The sequence below is a fragment of the Selenomonas sp. FOBRC9 genome, from assembly GCF_000287655.1.
Classification (GTDB): domain Bacteria; phylum Bacillota; class Negativicutes; order Selenomonadales; family Selenomonadaceae; genus Centipeda; species Centipeda artemidis.
The window spans coordinates 48,692-62,054 of the sequence record NZ_ALJR01000030.1 but is presented as its reverse complement, the minus strand read 5'-3'; the positions used below and the strand labels follow the sequence as shown (position 1 = coordinate 62,054).

General features: G+C 59.3%; 16 protein-coding genes. All 16 read right to left on the bottom strand.

From position 1 onward, the window contains the following. Window positions 1-860, bottom strand: an 860-nt coding sequence (locus HMPREF1147_RS08190; RefSeq protein ID WP_050992873.1) for an IS30 family transposase, incomplete at its 3' end; no start/stop codon positions are given. Window positions 861-974: 114 nt separating this feature from the next. Then, a complete protein-coding gene (gene crcB / locus HMPREF1147_RS08185) occupies window positions 975-1,346 on the bottom strand; it encodes a fluoride efflux transporter CrcB (protein ID WP_009658459.1) in 372 nt (123 codons plus the stop codon). A gap of 13 nt (window positions 1,347-1,359) precedes the next feature. Further along, complete coding sequence (locus tag HMPREF1147_RS08180) at window positions 1,360-1,971, bottom strand: histidine phosphatase family protein (RefSeq protein WP_009658408.1); 612 nt, start codon at window positions 1,969-1,971, stop codon at window positions 1,360-1,362. A 21-nt stretch (window positions 1,972-1,992) separates the two neighbouring features. Beyond that, window positions 1,993-2,871, bottom strand: coding sequence for a GHMP kinase (locus HMPREF1147_RS08175; protein WP_009658442.1), 879 nt, complete (start codon window positions 2,869-2,871; stop codon window positions 1,993-1,995). Further along, window positions 2,856-3,662 (bottom strand): adenosylcobinamide-GDP ribazoletransferase, encoded by an 807-nt coding sequence (gene cobS / locus HMPREF1147_RS08170; protein ID WP_009658426.1) that lies wholly within the window; start codon window positions 3,660-3,662, stop codon window positions 2,856-2,858. Before cobS ends, HMPREF1147_RS08175 begins: the two co-directional genes overlap by 16 nt. A gap of 9 nt (window positions 3,663-3,671) precedes the next feature. Further along, entirely contained in the window at window positions 3,672-4,628 is a 957-nt protein-coding gene (gene cbiB, locus HMPREF1147_RS08165) for an adenosylcobinamide-phosphate synthase CbiB (RefSeq protein ID WP_009658419.1), read from the bottom strand. Continuing rightward, complete coding sequence (locus tag HMPREF1147_RS08160) at window positions 4,625-6,166, bottom strand: cobyric acid synthase (RefSeq protein ID WP_009658449.1); 1,542 nt, start codon at window positions 6,164-6,166, stop codon at window positions 4,625-4,627. Before HMPREF1147_RS08160 ends, cbiB begins: the two co-directional genes overlap by 4 nt. Before the next feature lies 1 nt (window position 6,167). Beyond that, a complete protein-coding gene (gene cobU, locus HMPREF1147_RS08155; RefSeq protein ID WP_009658429.1) occupies window positions 6,168-6,740 on the bottom strand; it encodes a bifunctional adenosylcobinamide kinase/adenosylcobinamide-phosphate guanylyltransferase in 573 nt (190 codons plus the stop codon). Then, a complete protein-coding gene (locus HMPREF1147_RS08150) occupies window positions 6,728-8,092 on the bottom strand; it encodes a cobyrinate a,c-diamide synthase (RefSeq protein ID WP_009658407.1) in 1,365 nt (454 codons plus the stop codon). The genes cobU and HMPREF1147_RS08150 overlap by 13 nt, the downstream gene beginning before the upstream one ends. 18 nt (window positions 8,093-8,110) lie before the next feature. Next, the gene (locus HMPREF1147_RS08145) at window positions 8,111-8,746 is read right to left on the bottom strand and encodes a precorrin-8X methylmutase (protein WP_009658437.1); all 636 of its coding nucleotides are present in this window, start codon (window positions 8,744-8,746) and stop codon (window positions 8,111-8,113) included. A gap of 20 nt (window positions 8,747-8,766) precedes the next feature. Next, window positions 8,767-9,549 carry a precorrin-6A reductase gene (gene cobK / locus HMPREF1147_RS08140; protein ID WP_009439115.1) on the bottom strand — a complete coding sequence of 261 codons (783 nt, stop codon included), beginning with the start codon at window positions 9,547-9,549 and terminating at the stop codon, window positions 8,767-8,769. Beyond that, window positions 9,546-10,301 (bottom strand): precorrin-3B C(17)-methyltransferase, encoded by a 756-nt coding sequence (gene cobJ, locus HMPREF1147_RS08135; protein WP_037351328.1) that lies wholly within the window; start codon window positions 10,299-10,301, stop codon window positions 9,546-9,548. Before cobJ ends, cobK begins: the two co-directional genes overlap by 4 nt. Then, the gene (locus tag HMPREF1147_RS08130) at window positions 10,289-11,383 is read right to left on the bottom strand and encodes a cobalt-precorrin 5A hydrolase (protein WP_009658422.1); all 1,095 of its coding nucleotides are present in this window, start codon (window positions 11,381-11,383) and stop codon (window positions 10,289-10,291) included. Before HMPREF1147_RS08130 ends, cobJ begins: the two co-directional genes overlap by 13 nt. Further along, window positions 11,380-12,135: a precorrin-4 C(11)-methyltransferase gene (gene cobM, locus HMPREF1147_RS08125; RefSeq protein ID WP_009658438.1), complete on the bottom strand. Its 756-nt coding sequence runs from the start codon at window positions 12,133-12,135 to the stop codon at window positions 11,380-11,382. Before cobM ends, HMPREF1147_RS08130 begins: the two co-directional genes overlap by 4 nt. A gap of 9 nt (window positions 12,136-12,144) precedes the next feature. Beyond that, window positions 12,145-12,720: a precorrin-6Y C5,15-methyltransferase (decarboxylating) subunit CbiT gene (gene cbiT / locus HMPREF1147_RS08120; RefSeq protein ID WP_009658434.1), complete on the bottom strand. Its 576-nt coding sequence runs from the start codon at window positions 12,718-12,720 to the stop codon at window positions 12,145-12,147. Next, a complete protein-coding gene (cbiE, locus tag HMPREF1147_RS08115) occupies window positions 12,717-13,361 on the bottom strand; it encodes a precorrin-6y C5,15-methyltransferase (decarboxylating) subunit CbiE (protein ID WP_009658447.1) in 645 nt (214 codons plus the stop codon). The genes cbiT and cbiE overlap by 4 nt, the downstream gene beginning before the upstream one ends. Window positions 13,362-13,363: the final 2 nt, after the last annotated feature.

Genomic DNA, 13,363 nt, shown 5'->3' with positions numbered 1-13,363 from the left:
GTGTTCTCATTTGTGCCCCTCTGCCAAGGTTGATGTGGCTCCGGGAAATAGAATGGCACATGCAGTGCTGACGTAACTTCATCATGTCGGGCAAATTCTGTTCCGCGATCCGGCGTGATGGTTTTTACGGGAAGTCCCTGGAGGGCGCGAATTATGATGCGGCTGACCTGGCGTGCGTTCTTCTTGTCCGCCTTACCGCCGGCAACAAAGCGGCTCTTTCGGTCAACGAGCGTAACGAGGCAGGCTCTGCCTGTTTTTCCTGCAACGGTGTCGCTTTCCCAATCCCCAAGCCGTCTCCGATTATTTGCTGCACGCGGACGGGCAGAAAGTTCGTTGCTGACACGGATTTTTCCGCGACGCTCCACATATCCTTTCTTATGACGCGGTTTGCCCTTGTGCCGCAGCTTTCGCACTGCACCGCGTGCCCCGTGGGACAGCTTCTCATCGTCGAACAGACCTGCATAGATCCCTCGGTAGACAGTAGCGTAGCTGACGGACTCACAATGCTTTTCCAAACGCAAACGCCCTGCGATTTCTTCCGGCGACCATTGGTGCTGAATGAATTTGTCTTTTACGATTGTGCGCAAGTTGATGCTGTCCAACTTTTTATGGGGACGGCATTTCTTGCGCCGCTCACGGTAGTTCTCCTGCGCCAGTGCAGGGATATAGTCTTTCCCTAACGTGTTGCGGGAGATTTCCCGCGCAATCGGCGCTTTGTTTCTCCCTAGTTCGCCGGCAATCGTCGATAGATTTTTCCCCTGTGCGCGAAAAAACATTATCTTTTCCCGCTCAATTAGTGTAAGATGGTGATAGTGACACATAGGCTTCTCCTTGATCAATGTGGTCGTTGCAAACTCCATTGTATCAGATTCCTATGTGTCACGTTTTCTATTTTATCTGCTGTTGCACTTAGATTGTAAATTCAAGATAGAGAAAATCCCCGCAATCATTTGCCGGGATGCACATCATCAATGTTACTCCCATGCCTGCACCATATACCGCGCCGTTAAGAGTGCACCTATGCCGAGCATAACACTAGCGCACAGATAGAGGAGCGTGAGGGGAATTTTCCCCTCATCCATCAAGGAAACGGTCTCAAGAGAAAATGTGGAAAATGTTGTAAATCCGCCGCAAATTCCCGTCTGCAGGAAGAGCACAAGACGCGGGTCGATTCCGCTGTTCCTGCCCGCGAGCGCTACAATCACACCGATAGCAAAACAGCCGACGATGTTGACGCAGAACGTGCCGAGCGGAAATCCGCCCGCGAGCCGCGGAATCGCCTGCCCGAGAAGATAGCGCAACACGGCGCCGATTGCACCGCCGAGCCCGACGGCAAGAACATTCATCGCACGACACCTCTCACACGGACAGATGCGCCGTGTCGTTCATCAGCGTTATCGCGGCGAAGCCGTCGTCCTCGAAGCGGATGCGGTTGACCGCAGTATTGAACTGTGAGACGTGCCAGATCGCGCGCACGGGCATGGAGAGAATATCCGCGAACAGAATGCGGATGGACGCCCCGTGCGAGATGAGCACAATGCGCCTGCCCTTATTCTGCGCGGCGATCTCGCGGACACGCCCTGCGACGCGGCGGCGGAACTCTTGGAAGTTCTCGATCCCCGGAATATCGATGGATTCAGGGTCTCTGTAGAACTGCTTCATGAGATCGGGCGTTTCCTCATTGATTTCGCTGAAATAGCGTCCTTCCCATGTGCCGAAGTTCAGTTCCCGAAGCGCCGCGTCCTTCTCTACGGGAAGCCCGAAACGCACGGCGAGGGGCTGCGCCGTCTCCACGGCGCGGATGAGGTCGCTCGCATAGATTTTATCGATTCCGTCGAGCGCTATATTTTTTCCGAGCAGTTCCGCCTGCTCGTGCCCCGCGGCGGAAAGAGGAATATCCGAATGTCCTTGAAACCGTCCCGTGATATTCCACTCCGTCTCCCCGTGCCGAATGATGATGATTTCCGTCATTTCTCTCGCCCCTTTATCGTACTAGGATCTAATCTCACAGACGACGCCGCCCGAGATCAGCCGCACCGTCTGCATATACCTGTACCGTCCCGCAAACTCCTGCGCGATCTGCTCCGTCCGGCGCGCGATGTCCCCGGCGGGCAGTGCCGATTCCCACAGCACGCCGACAACGGTGCCGCTGTGCGCGACGTTGACGCCGAGCGCGCCTTTCCCCTTGGCAAGGGCGATAAATTCGTCCAGCCCCTCTTTCGGCAGATGCTCTTGATTGAGCCGCGCACTCGCCGTCGCCGCCTGTCCGAGCAAAATTTCCTGCCGATAGTCCGCCGTATGAAACGCGCTGTCCACGGTGTCAAGCAGGCGGCGATACTCGTCATCTTGATTGCCGCCGGCGCTCTTGCTTTGATAATACGAAATCGTATCCACTTCGCCGCCCACATCGAAAATGGAGATGCCGATGAGCGGCACGTTTCGGTACTGCCCAAAGAGTGCGCCCGTCGTATGACTGACATGCGACAGTCCCTCAAAGGCGATGCCGTCGCTCGGCTCGATGGCAATGGCGATGTCCATGAGCTCCCGCGCCGTCAGCTCCCGTCCAAAAGCACGCGCCGCCGCGTATGCGCACGCGGTGATGTCCGCACTGGAGGATGCCATGCCCTTGCCCTGCGGGACAGGAGACTCGAGCCGAATCCCCCACGGCAAGGCGTCTTTCCCAACGAGGGCAAGCGCACGTATGACCGCTTCCTGCGCCTTTGTCCCAAGTCCCTGCATCCCGGTGAACGCGTCGGACACGGTCGCCGTTGCATAGACGCTGATGGGGGCGGTCACGAGGAACGGTGTTCCTGCAATAGAACCTTCGATGAGTTCGCCGCAGGATGCGGGCGCTTTTACAATGATTTCCATAACAACTCCAATACTGAGCACATCGTCTGCATCGAGGCGGCAATGAGCGCTTGCTGCGTCGATACGACGGAAAAAACAAATAAAACTACGGTCTCCGTCAGCACGGTTGTCGCGCCGTAGACATCCCCCGTCACGCCGCCGAGCTGCCCGGTGATGACCCGGCAGAATAAGAGCGCGAACAGGACGCCCGCGAAGAGCGCGAGCCACGCCCCCATGCCGAACGGCAGAACGAGCAGTATAGTCGTCACGGCGGCAATAAGGAGCGTCCGCCGATCCGCCATATCCGCAAAGATTTTTCCCAGCCCATCCTTGCGCGCGTAGGGGAAACACGCGATGCAAATCACCATGGCAAGCCGTCCGATGATCGGCATAACGAAGAGCGCGGGAATCAGCAGCAGAGGGAACATATCGGCAAGCAGCGCGTACTGGATGAACATCATCGCGGCGATGGTCACGACTCCGAACGAGCCGACGCGGCTGTCCTTCATGATCTCGAGCTTGCGCTCCCGTTCGCGCCCCGAAAACACGCCGTCCGCCGTATCCATCAGACCGTCCGCATGCAGCCCGCCCGTGAGGATGAGCGGCAGTAGCATCAGCAGGACGCTCGTCAGTGTATGCGCGCCGATCGTATATAGGAGCACATACGCGGCAAGCGCATAGCAGAGCCCGAGTACCAATCCGACGAGCGGGAAAAAACGTGTACTGCGCCCAAAATCCTCAGCCGTCCACTCCGTCTGGCACACCAGGCGAATCCGTGTGAGAAATTGAAGCCCGATCAAAAAGGAATGCATAAACAGCCTCTACATGTAAAGAGAAATCATATAATAAAAGCACAGATACAATATCGCAGCCGTCCCCATCAGGCGAATCGCGCCGAGAATATGTTTCGCGCGGATTCCGACATGCGCATCTCCCATATAAGCGCGGAAGTGCCGTTCGCCGAAGTAGTAATTCACGCCGCCGAGACGGATGTGCAGCGCACCCGCAACGGGTGCCTCGGCATAGCCGCCGTTTGGACTTGGATGCCCCGACGCGTCGCGTGCCATGATATACATCGCGTTGCGCCCATCATAGCCGAGCAGGAATGCCGCCATGACAAAGAGCATCCCCGTGATGCGCGCAGGGACGAAACTCAGCACGTCATCCACGCGCGCCGCCATGCGTCCAAAATAGAGGTAGCGTTCGTTCTTGTATCCGATCATGGAGTCCATCGTATTTGCCGCACGATAGAGCACCGCGAGCGGCGCGCCTCCAATCGCAAAGAAAAAGAGAGGCGCGATCACGCCGTCCACCGTATTCTCCGCAATCGTTTCGATCGCCGCGCGCGCCACATCCGCTTCGTCGAGCCGATCCGTATCGCGCCCGACGATCCATCCGACGCGTTCGCGCGCGCCCGGAAGATTTCCTGCGGCAAGCAGGGCATAGATGTCGCGCCCCGCCTTTGCCAGCATGTGCGGCGAAATCGTAAAGTAAAGCAGAACCGCGCTCACAGCATCGACGCCCCACGATACGGGGAGCCGCTGCGTTGCGAGAAGCAGCCCCTCGGCAACGGCATAGGAAAAACAGAGAATGAGCGCCGTGAGTACGGCGCCCATTGCCAGTCGTCGTTCATTCCCGCCCTGCTCCGGATAGAGCAAACGCTCCAGCCACGCAATCAGACGCCCGAGCAGCGCGACGGGATGCCACCGCGTCTGCGGATCGCCAAAGACCATATCGAGACCGAACGCACACATCGCGACCAATGCCGCATTCATCATGCGTCCGCCCCCATGCCGACAATCGCGCGCAGCTTCTCCATGTCAAGGCTTTTGCGTACGGTCTCGGCGAGACGGTCATAGGCGCGCTCCTTCTCCGCGCGGTAGCGGTACTGCACGGACAGCGGCGCAAGTCCGCGCCGCGTGCGCAGACGGTTGATGATGCCGCGCCGCAGGTCGTCGTCGTCGAAGATGCCGTGAATGTACGTCCCCGCAACGAGCCCGTCCGCGGAGAGCGCGCCGTCGATCACATCCGCAGGCGCGCCGCCCGCCGCAACGATCCGGAACGGACGATGCACCTCCTCTGTAAAGACGGTCTCGCCCATATGGATCTCATAGCCGGGCAGATCATGCCCCGCAAGCCGCTCGCCAAGGAACGGGAAATCCTCGCACTGCGCCGTGACCTGACGCAGACGCTTATGCGCCGCAAATGTCGTCTCACTTGGCAGATAGCCGAATCCCGCAATCTCATCGTGCTCCGACTCCGTATGCAGCGGATCGCGTACCTTGCGCCCGAGCATCTGATAGCCGCCGCAGATGCCAAAGAGCGGCGTCCCGGCGGCGACCGCGCTGCGAATCGTCTCTTCCAATCCGCATTGACGGATATAGAGTAAATCCTCCGTCGTATTCTTCGAACCGGGCAGGAGGATGAGATCGGGACTGCCCAGCTCCGCAGGCGTGCTCACATAGTAGAGTGCGACATCCGGCTCGTCTGCAAGCGCGTCAAAATCGGTGAAATTCGACAACTTCGGTGTGCGAATCACAGCGATGCGGATTTTATCCGAATCCCCCGCGTCCGCATGGCGGCTCTTTTCGTCAAGCGATACCGAGTCCTCTTCGTCGATGCCGAGCTGCTCGATGTGCGGAATGACGCCGAGGACGGGTTTGCCCGTCTTTTTCTCTAGGAACTTCAGCGCGGGTGTCAGGAGCGTGACATCCCCGCGGAATTTATTGATCACAAGCCCCTTGACAAGCATGCGTTCCTCCTCGTCGAGCAGTTCGAGTGTCCCGACGAGGGACGCGAGCGCGCCGCCGCGGTCGATGTCCGCAATGAGGAGTACGGGTGCGTTCAGATGTTTTGCTACGCGCATATTGACAATATCGTTCGCCTTGAGATTGATCTCGGCGGGACTGCCCGCGCCCTCGATCACGATCAGCTCGTACTCATCCTGCAATCGTTTGAGAGCTTCTTCCACCGCGCCCCACGCCTTCAACGAGTATCCCGTATGATACTCGCGCGCACTCATATTGCCGACCGGCTCACCCATGATGACGACCTGCGACTGCGCGTTGCCCGTGGGTTTCAGGAGGACGGGGTTCATGTCGATCATCGGCGCGAGCCCCGCCGCCTCTGCCTGCGCGACCTGCGCGCGTCCCATCTCGCGCCCGTCGAGTGTGACATAGGAGTTCAGCGCCATATTCTGCGCCTTAAACGGCACAATGCGCCGTCCCTCCTGCAGGAAGATACGGCAGAGAGCCGTCGTCAGAATGCTCTTGCCCACATGAGAACTCGTTCCCATCAGCATGATCGTCTTTGCCATACTAAATATCCTCCGCCAATTTCTTGATGTCCACGGGAATGCCGCAGGTCACGAGATACACCTTATCCGCGGATGCGGCGAGCCGCTGATTCGCCAGCCCCGCCATATCGCGGTAAAGGCGCGCGAGCTTGTTCTCCGGCACAATGCCTGTCCCCACCTCGTTCGTGACAAAGACGGTCACGGCGTCGACGGACTGTGCGGCGTGAATCAGATCGTCCATCCGTGCGCGCACATGCGCGGCAAACGAATCCGCCTGCTGCTCCTCCTCCGAATACTGCAAAATATCATTGCTGAGAAACATTGTAATGCAGTCAAAGAGAATGACGCCGTGCCGCTCCCCCGCCTCTCGCAGAGCCTCGGGCGCCTCATAAGGCGCCTCATAGGTCATCCAGTCGGCGGGGCGGCGGGAGCGATGGAGACGCACGCGCTGCTGCATCTCGTCGTCATAGATTTGCGACGTTGCGATATAGGCAACGGACGTGCCATGCTCCCGCGCAGCGTGTGCCGCATAACGCTCCGCAAACGCGGACTTGCCAGAGCGCGCGCCGCCCGTGACGAGGATTATTTGTCCCATGTACGGCACGCCTCCACGAACGAAGCGGCAGCCGCGGGACAGCCCGCAAAATGCAGGTGGAGGTAACTGCCGAGCGTCCTTTGAACAATGCGCCCCGCAGGATACTGCGCCCCGTTGCGCATCTTGGTAAAGATAAAGGGACGCGCGGTCTCCCCGACGTCCGCTTCCTCCACGGAAAAATGGAACTCGTGCCCGTGCAGAGGAAGCCCTGCCGCACCAAATACGGTATCCATCGCCTGCACGGCGTCCACATAGCCGACCATCTGAAGTTTCTCAGTCATACGCGCCGTACCAGGGAATACGCCCGCCATCTCATGCGACGTTCCGGCGAAATCTACAAGGTGAGACATCAGATACATATAGCCGCCGCACTCGGCATAGATCGGCATTCCCCGCTCCGCCGCTGTGCGAATCGACGCGCGCATAGACGTGTTTGCCGCGAGCTGCGCGGCAAACATCTCCGGGAATCCACCGCCGATGATCAGTCCGTCTACGTCCGGAATCTCGGCGTCATGCAGGGGGCTGAACGGGACGAGCTGCGCCCCGCAGCCCTCGAGCTCGGCAAGACTCGCGGCGTAATAAAAGGAAAACGCATCGTCGCGCGCAATCCCGATGCGGCAGGACGCCGTCACATCCCGATGCACCGCCGGCACATATGCGAGTGGCGGCGCACTGCGCGCCAGTTCCAAGATGCGCGCGATGTCAAGTCTCGCCTCAACCTGTGCACCGATGGCGCGCACCGTCTCCGCCGCCTCGTTCTCCTCCACGGGCGTTAGCCCGAGATGTCGCTCAGGGAGCGCGAGCGCGGCATTGCGCCGGAGCGCGCCAAAGACGGGCATATCGATGCCCGCCATTGCCGTTCGAATCATCTCTTCATGCGTCTCGCTGCCAAGGCGATTGATGAGAACGCCCGCAAGACGGACGTCCTCGTCATACACACGAAAGCCGAGCGCGGTTGCCGCGGCAGATGCTCCTACCGACTTTGCATCAATCACGAGCAATACGGGCGCGTCGAGAGCCTTTGCAATCGACGCCGTAGAGCTGATGCCTTTGCGCCCGCCGTCGTAGAGCCCCATGACGCCCTCGATAACCGCAACGTCCGCGCCCGCACATTCACGCGCAAATATCTCCGTGAGCCGAGATTCGGGAACGAGCCAAGTATCGAGATTGTGTCCCGCACGACCGCTCGCCATACGGTGATAGCCGAGATCGATGTAGTCGGGTCCCACCTTGAACGACTGCACGGTCAGCCCCTTGGCGTGCAGCGCCGCGAGGAGCCCCGTGACGAGCGTCGTCTTGCCGCCGCCCGACTGCGTTGCCGCAACGACGATGCGCGGGATATTCCACTCCATAAGCGCTCCTCTCCCCGATCAGGGACGCGTATTGTCGATCAGATACATCATCGCATTGACCGCCGCCGCCGCAATGGGGCTGCCGCCCTTCGTTCCCTCTACCGTGATATAGGGAACGATACCGTTCGCCGCGAGCTCCGCCTTCGACTCCGCCGCACCGACAAAGCCGACAGGGATGCCGACGATGCAGGCGGGACGAATCCCCTCTTCGCGCACCATGCGAAGCACTTCAAAGAGCGCCGTCGGCGCGTTGCCGATGGCAATAATGCTGCCGTTCAAATCCTTACCGAATTGACGCATCGCGATCATCGAGCGTGTGATGCCCTCCTGCTTCGCGCGGACGGCGACGTCCGGATCGGCAACGAGGCAGTGTACCTCTCCGCCAAAGGACGCGAGCTTCTTCTTATTGATGCCCGTGCGCACCATTTCAACGTCCGTATAGATGTGCGCCCCCTTGCGCAGTGCGTCCATCGCAACCGCGATCGCCTCCGGATGCACGCGGATGATCGGCGCATAGCCGACGTCGCCGGACGCGTGGATGAGACGCGAATACACCTTCGTCGCCGCCTCGTCGAGCCCCAGCTCCGCAAGATGCGGTGCGATCAGCTCCATACTGCGGTTCTCAATAGCCATCGGCTCTTTGATAAAATCCATTGTGATTCTCCTATTCTTTCTTACGATTCGCACTTGGAATCGACAAATTTCAACACTTCCTCAAATGTATGCGCCAAATGCGGATAGTCCAGTACGGGGCGGTCGATGACGACCACGGGCAGACCGAGATCCTCCGCCGCTTGGAATTTCTCATCCGTACCGCCGACCATACCGCTGTTCTTAGTCACGATCACGTCGGCATCGTATTTTTCATACATACTGCGGTTCATTTCCCGCGAAAAAGGCCCCTGCATCGCGATGATCTGCGCGGGCGTCAGCCCGAGTTTTTCGCAGAGCTCCACGACCTCCGCCGTCGGCAGGACGCGCGCGATCAAGGTGCAGTCCTTCAGCGCCGGCGCCTTGACGAACCGCTCGAGATTACGGCTGCCCGTCGTTAAAAACACAGTTTTCCCAAGACGGGCGCACGTCTCGCACGCCTCCTCATAACCGTGCACGAGATGCACGTTCTCGTAGGAAATATCGGTCACGTCGCGCTCATAGCGGATGTACGGAAGCCCCGCCGCCGCACATGCCGTCATCGCGTTGCGCGACACATTGACAGCATAGGGATGCGTCGCATCGACAAAGATGCGAATGTCATGTTCCTTGAAAAAATCCAATAAGCCCTGCTCGTCAAGCGGCGTGTCGTTGATGATGAGCTTTCCGCCGCCCTCAGTGCGCTGTGCGGCAAGAAGCTGCTCGCCATAGGAACTGACGACGGACGCCGCTACATCATGCCCTGCGGCGCAGAGACGGCGCACGAGTTCGCGCCCGTCCTGCGTTCCCGATGCTACAAAAATCACAGTCCAGGCTCCCTCTTTTGATAGCCGCGCGGCGTAATCATCCAGTCGCCGATGGAGCGCGTCTTAGAGTTGCCGATGATGACGAGCGAGAACATATTGATGTCCTCATTCGTGAAATGACCAAGCGTCGAGATGAGCACCGCCTCATTGTCGCGGCTCGCGCCCGTCACGACGCCGACAGGCGTCTCCGGCGAACGATAGCGCAGGAAGATGTCCTGCACGGCGTTGATCTGACCGACGCGCTTGTGGCTGCGCGGATTGTAGAGCGCTGCGACAAAGTCGCCCTTTGCCGCAAGCTCCGCACGCTCCTGAATGATCTCCCACGGCGTCAGGAGGTCGGAAAGGCTGATGACGACAAAGTCGTGCATGATGGGCGCGCCCAGCAGCGCCGCCGCCGCACTCATCGCCGAGACGCCGGGAACGATCCCACCGAACTCGGGGCGCTCCGCCTCGTCGATCTTGACCAGCAGCTCGAGCACGAGCCCCGCCATACCGTAAATTCCGGCATCGCCGCTCGAGATGACGACGACCGTTTCCCCATCCATCGCTTCCTTGAGCGCCGCGCGGCAGCGATCGATCTCCTGCGTCATGCCCGTGTCGAGGACTCTCTTATCCTTGATAATATCCTCGATCAGCTCCACATAGCGCTTGTACCCGACGACCACCGTCGCCTCCTCAATTGTGCGCCGCGCGCGGTACGTCATATCGTCCAGACTGCCGGGGCCGATGCCCACAACGCTTATTTTTCCCATAAGAGTGCCACCGTCACTTTCCCTAATACCGTTCTGCCGAGCGCCATGCGCCCGCCGCTTTTTCCTGCCGCACAGAGCGCCGCCGCCTCGGAGACATTCCCGACGCCGATCGTCTGCTTGACAAAATTAGACTCTTTTAGTCCATATTGTTCCACCATCTGCGCGAGTTCTTCGCGCGCGTAAAAGATAATCTCGCGGTTCAGTGTGCGCGCCGCCGCGAGGAGTCCCGGCTCGTCACGTTTGACCTCGGTACTTGCGAGCACTGAGATCGCCGAGACCTCACGTCCGATCTGCGCGCACGCTTCGGTCAGCGCACGTATAATCTCCTCCTCCGGCACACCCGCGCGGCATCCGACGCCCGCAATCAGGCGGCGCGGCACGAGATAGAGCGTCCGCATAGGCATCTCCGACGCGTCCGGAACACGCTCCGCCGCAGTGACAACCACGCGGTACTGTGCCTCCTCCGGAGGCGGAAGAATCCCCTCAAACGGTGCAGCCGAAATCCCCTCGCCGCACAGTCCTGCCTCATAAAATTCATGCTGCGCTACCGCCCTATCGAGGAAGTAATCGAGCCATTTACCCTCCAGCAGTGCACTGTTCAGCACCTGTATCGCCGCCTTTGGCTCGGGGCGCAGTGCGAGCCGTGCCGCAATCGCATCGGGGGCGCGTACGCCTGTCACGTCCGTCGCCGTCGTGATGACGGGATCGGCGCCGATTACTGCGCAGAGCCGCTGCGTATACTCGTTTGCCCCGCCGACATGCCCCGATAACAGGCTGATTCCGTGCCGCCCCTGCTCGTCAAAGACGAGAACGGCGGGGTCGTACAGCTTGCTGTTGATATAGGGCGCGATCATGCGGACGACAATTCCCGTCGCCATTACACAGACAAGCGTGTCATAGCGTCCGAACGCGTCCTGCATGACATCTGCAAGCCGAACGAAATACCGTACCTTGCGCTCGGCAGGTACCTGCTCCCGCATCCGCTCAGGGAAAAAAAGCGTCCCTTTGCCGCCTTCAGCATCGTGGAGACGCAGTGCCAAGCGTACACCGCCCTGCGTCAGCGCAAAGAGCGCAGTTCTCATTTCTTTGCGTCCCGGAACATGTGCGAGAAACCGGAGTCATAGAGCCGTGAAAGCTCATATTCCGTATTGAGACAGTCGCCGACAACGATCATCGCCGTGCGGTCGATCTCCTCTTCCGCCACCTGCTTGGCAATCGTCTCGAGCGTACCGCGCAGAATCTTCTGCTCCGGCCACGTTGCCCGCTGAACAATGGCAATCGGCGTCGTGATTTCGTAGCCGCCTGCCGTGAGTTCCGCGACGACCTCTTCGATCATAGAGATCGAAAGGAAAATGCACATTGTCGCATGATGTGCCGCGAGACTGCGCAGCTTCTCACGCTCCGGCACGGAGGTACGCCCCTCGTTGCGCGTAATGATAACGGTCTGTGAGATACCGGGCAGCGTATACTCCTGCCGCAGCGCCGCCGCCGTGCCAAGGAAAGAACTGACGCCCGGCGTGACGTCGTATTCGAAGCCGCGCTTTTTCCACGCGTCCATCTGTTCCTGTATCGCACCGTAGATCGCGGGGTCTCCCGTATGGAGACGCACCGTCATTTTCCCCTCGGATTCCGCACGGGCAATGACCTCCACGACGTCGTCGAGGGTCATATGCGCCGAGTTATGAATCTCCGCGCCCTTTTTGCAGTAATTGAGCAGGGCAGGATTGACCAGCGAGCCCGCATAGATCACCACATCCGCCTCAGCAAGATAGCGCGCGCCCTTGACCGTGATCAGCTCCGGATCTCCGGGCCCCGCTCCAACAATATGAATCATCTGCTCTCCTCACTTTCTCTCTGCCGTAATGATATAGATGGGATTGAGCGCCTTTGCCATATCGTAGGGACCAACACGCTCCAATCGATTGATCTGCACCTGTATTGCCTCATAAGAATAGTCGTCCTTATGCGCGTGGAAATAATCGAGACACGCTGCAACCGTCTGCATCGTGATCGCATTCGCGACGATGCGCCCCTGCGGACGCAGACGTGCGCCGATGATGTCGAGAATGTCCGCAAGTTTCCGCCCGCTCCCGCCGATAATCGCAGCGTCGAGCGCCGGCAGATCCGCGAGCACATCGGGTGCCGTCCCCTCCACAACGGTAATATTTTCTGCGCCGAATTTCTTAGCATTCTCCGCGATGAGCGCGATCCCGTCAGGATTCTTCTCAATCGCATAGACGTGTCCCTGCGGCGCCATGCGCGCCGCCTCGATGGAGATCGATCCTGTCCCCGCACCGACGTCGTAGACGACGGCATCCGGCGTGATACGCGCCTTGACCAGCGTCAGGATACGTATTTCTTCCTTCGTCATGGGAACTTTCCCACGCACGAAGTCTTCGTCTTTGATTCCAATATTCATTCTATGTTCTCCTCATTTGCACAGACAATAATGACGCCGTGTCCAACGGCAGGCTCGCACACCGCCGCGCCGAGCGTCGTCGCAACGATGCGCTCGTCCTCGTAGGAAAGGCGCGTACAAATATACATGTGATCCGCACCGTGCCAGCCGTGTTGCAAGAGGCGCGCCGCAATCGTCTGCGAGTTATTTTTCCCGTCCGTCAGCATACCCAGCACCGCCGCCGGTGCATATGTCAGTTCCGCAGGCAGCGGTTTGCGCCCGTGAAAACTCAGCAGACGCGCGCCGTGCCACGGCAGTGCGAGCCGCGCAAAGGCAAGCTGAAGTGAGCTGATGCCGGGGACGACCTCGATCCGGTCGATCGGAAATGTCCGGCGCAGCGCGTCCAGCAACGAATAATAGCCTGGGTCTCCCGATACCATCACCACAACGTCGTCCTCAGAGAGCGAAGTTCGAATGAACTCCAGCACGGCGGGGATATCCGCGCCAATCGAACATTCCTTTGCGCGCCCGTCCGAATAATCCGCAAGCGCACGATGACCACCGACGAGTATACGCGCATTTTCGATATAATTCTGTGCTTTTGGCAAAAGATAGGAAGAATCCCCGGGCCCTATGCCCACCACAATGATCCGATGTGTCATCG

Excerpts from the sequence above, each read along its gene's own strand:
- crcB (WP_009658459.1), bottom strand. The coding sequence starts at position 1,346 with ATGAATGTTCTTGCCGTCGGGCTCGGCGGTGCAATCGGCGCCGTGTTG.
- HMPREF1147_RS08180 (WP_009658408.1), bottom strand. The coding sequence starts at position 1,971 with ATGACGGAAATCATCATCATTCGGCACGGGGAGACGGAGTGGAATATC.
- HMPREF1147_RS08175 (WP_009658442.1), bottom strand. The coding sequence starts at position 2,871 with ATGGAAATCATTGTAAAAGCGCCCGCATCCTGCGGCGAACTCATCGAA.
- cobS (WP_009658426.1), bottom strand. The coding sequence starts at position 3,662 with ATGCATTCCTTTTTGATCGGGCTTCAATTTCTCACACGGATTCGCCTG.
- cbiB (WP_009658419.1), bottom strand. The coding sequence starts at position 4,628 with ATGATGAATGCGGCATTGGTCGCGATGTGTGCGTTCGGTCTCGATATG.
- HMPREF1147_RS08160 (WP_009658449.1), bottom strand. The coding sequence starts at position 6,166 with ATGGCAAAGACGATCATGCTGATGGGAACGAGTTCTCATGTGGGCAAG.
- cobU (WP_009658429.1), bottom strand. The coding sequence starts at position 6,740 with ATGGGACAAATAATCCTCGTCACGGGCGGCGCGCGCTCTGGCAAGTCC.
- HMPREF1147_RS08150 (WP_009658407.1), bottom strand. The coding sequence starts at position 8,092 with ATGGAGTGGAATATCCCGCGCATCGTCGTTGCGGCAACGCAGTCGGGC.
- HMPREF1147_RS08145 (WP_009658437.1), bottom strand. The coding sequence starts at position 8,746 with ATGGATTTTATCAAAGAGCCGATGGCTATTGAGAACCGCAGTATGGAG.
- cobJ (WP_037351328.1), bottom strand. The coding sequence starts at position 10,301 with ATGGGAAAAATAAGCGTTGTGGGCATCGGCCCCGGCAGTCTGGACGAT.
- HMPREF1147_RS08130 (WP_009658422.1), bottom strand. The coding sequence starts at position 11,383 with ATGAGAACTGCGCTCTTTGCGCTGACGCAGGGCGGTGTACGCTTGGCA.
- cobM (WP_009658438.1), bottom strand. The coding sequence starts at position 12,135 with ATGATTCATATTGTTGGAGCGGGGCCCGGAGATCCGGAGCTGATCACG.
- cbiT (WP_009658434.1), bottom strand. The coding sequence starts at position 12,720 with ATGAATATTGGAATCAAAGACGAAGACTTCGTGCGTGGGAAAGTTCCC.
- cbiE (WP_009658447.1), bottom strand. The coding sequence starts at position 13,361 with ATGACACATCGGATCATTGTGGTGGGCATAGGGCCCGGGGATTCTTCC.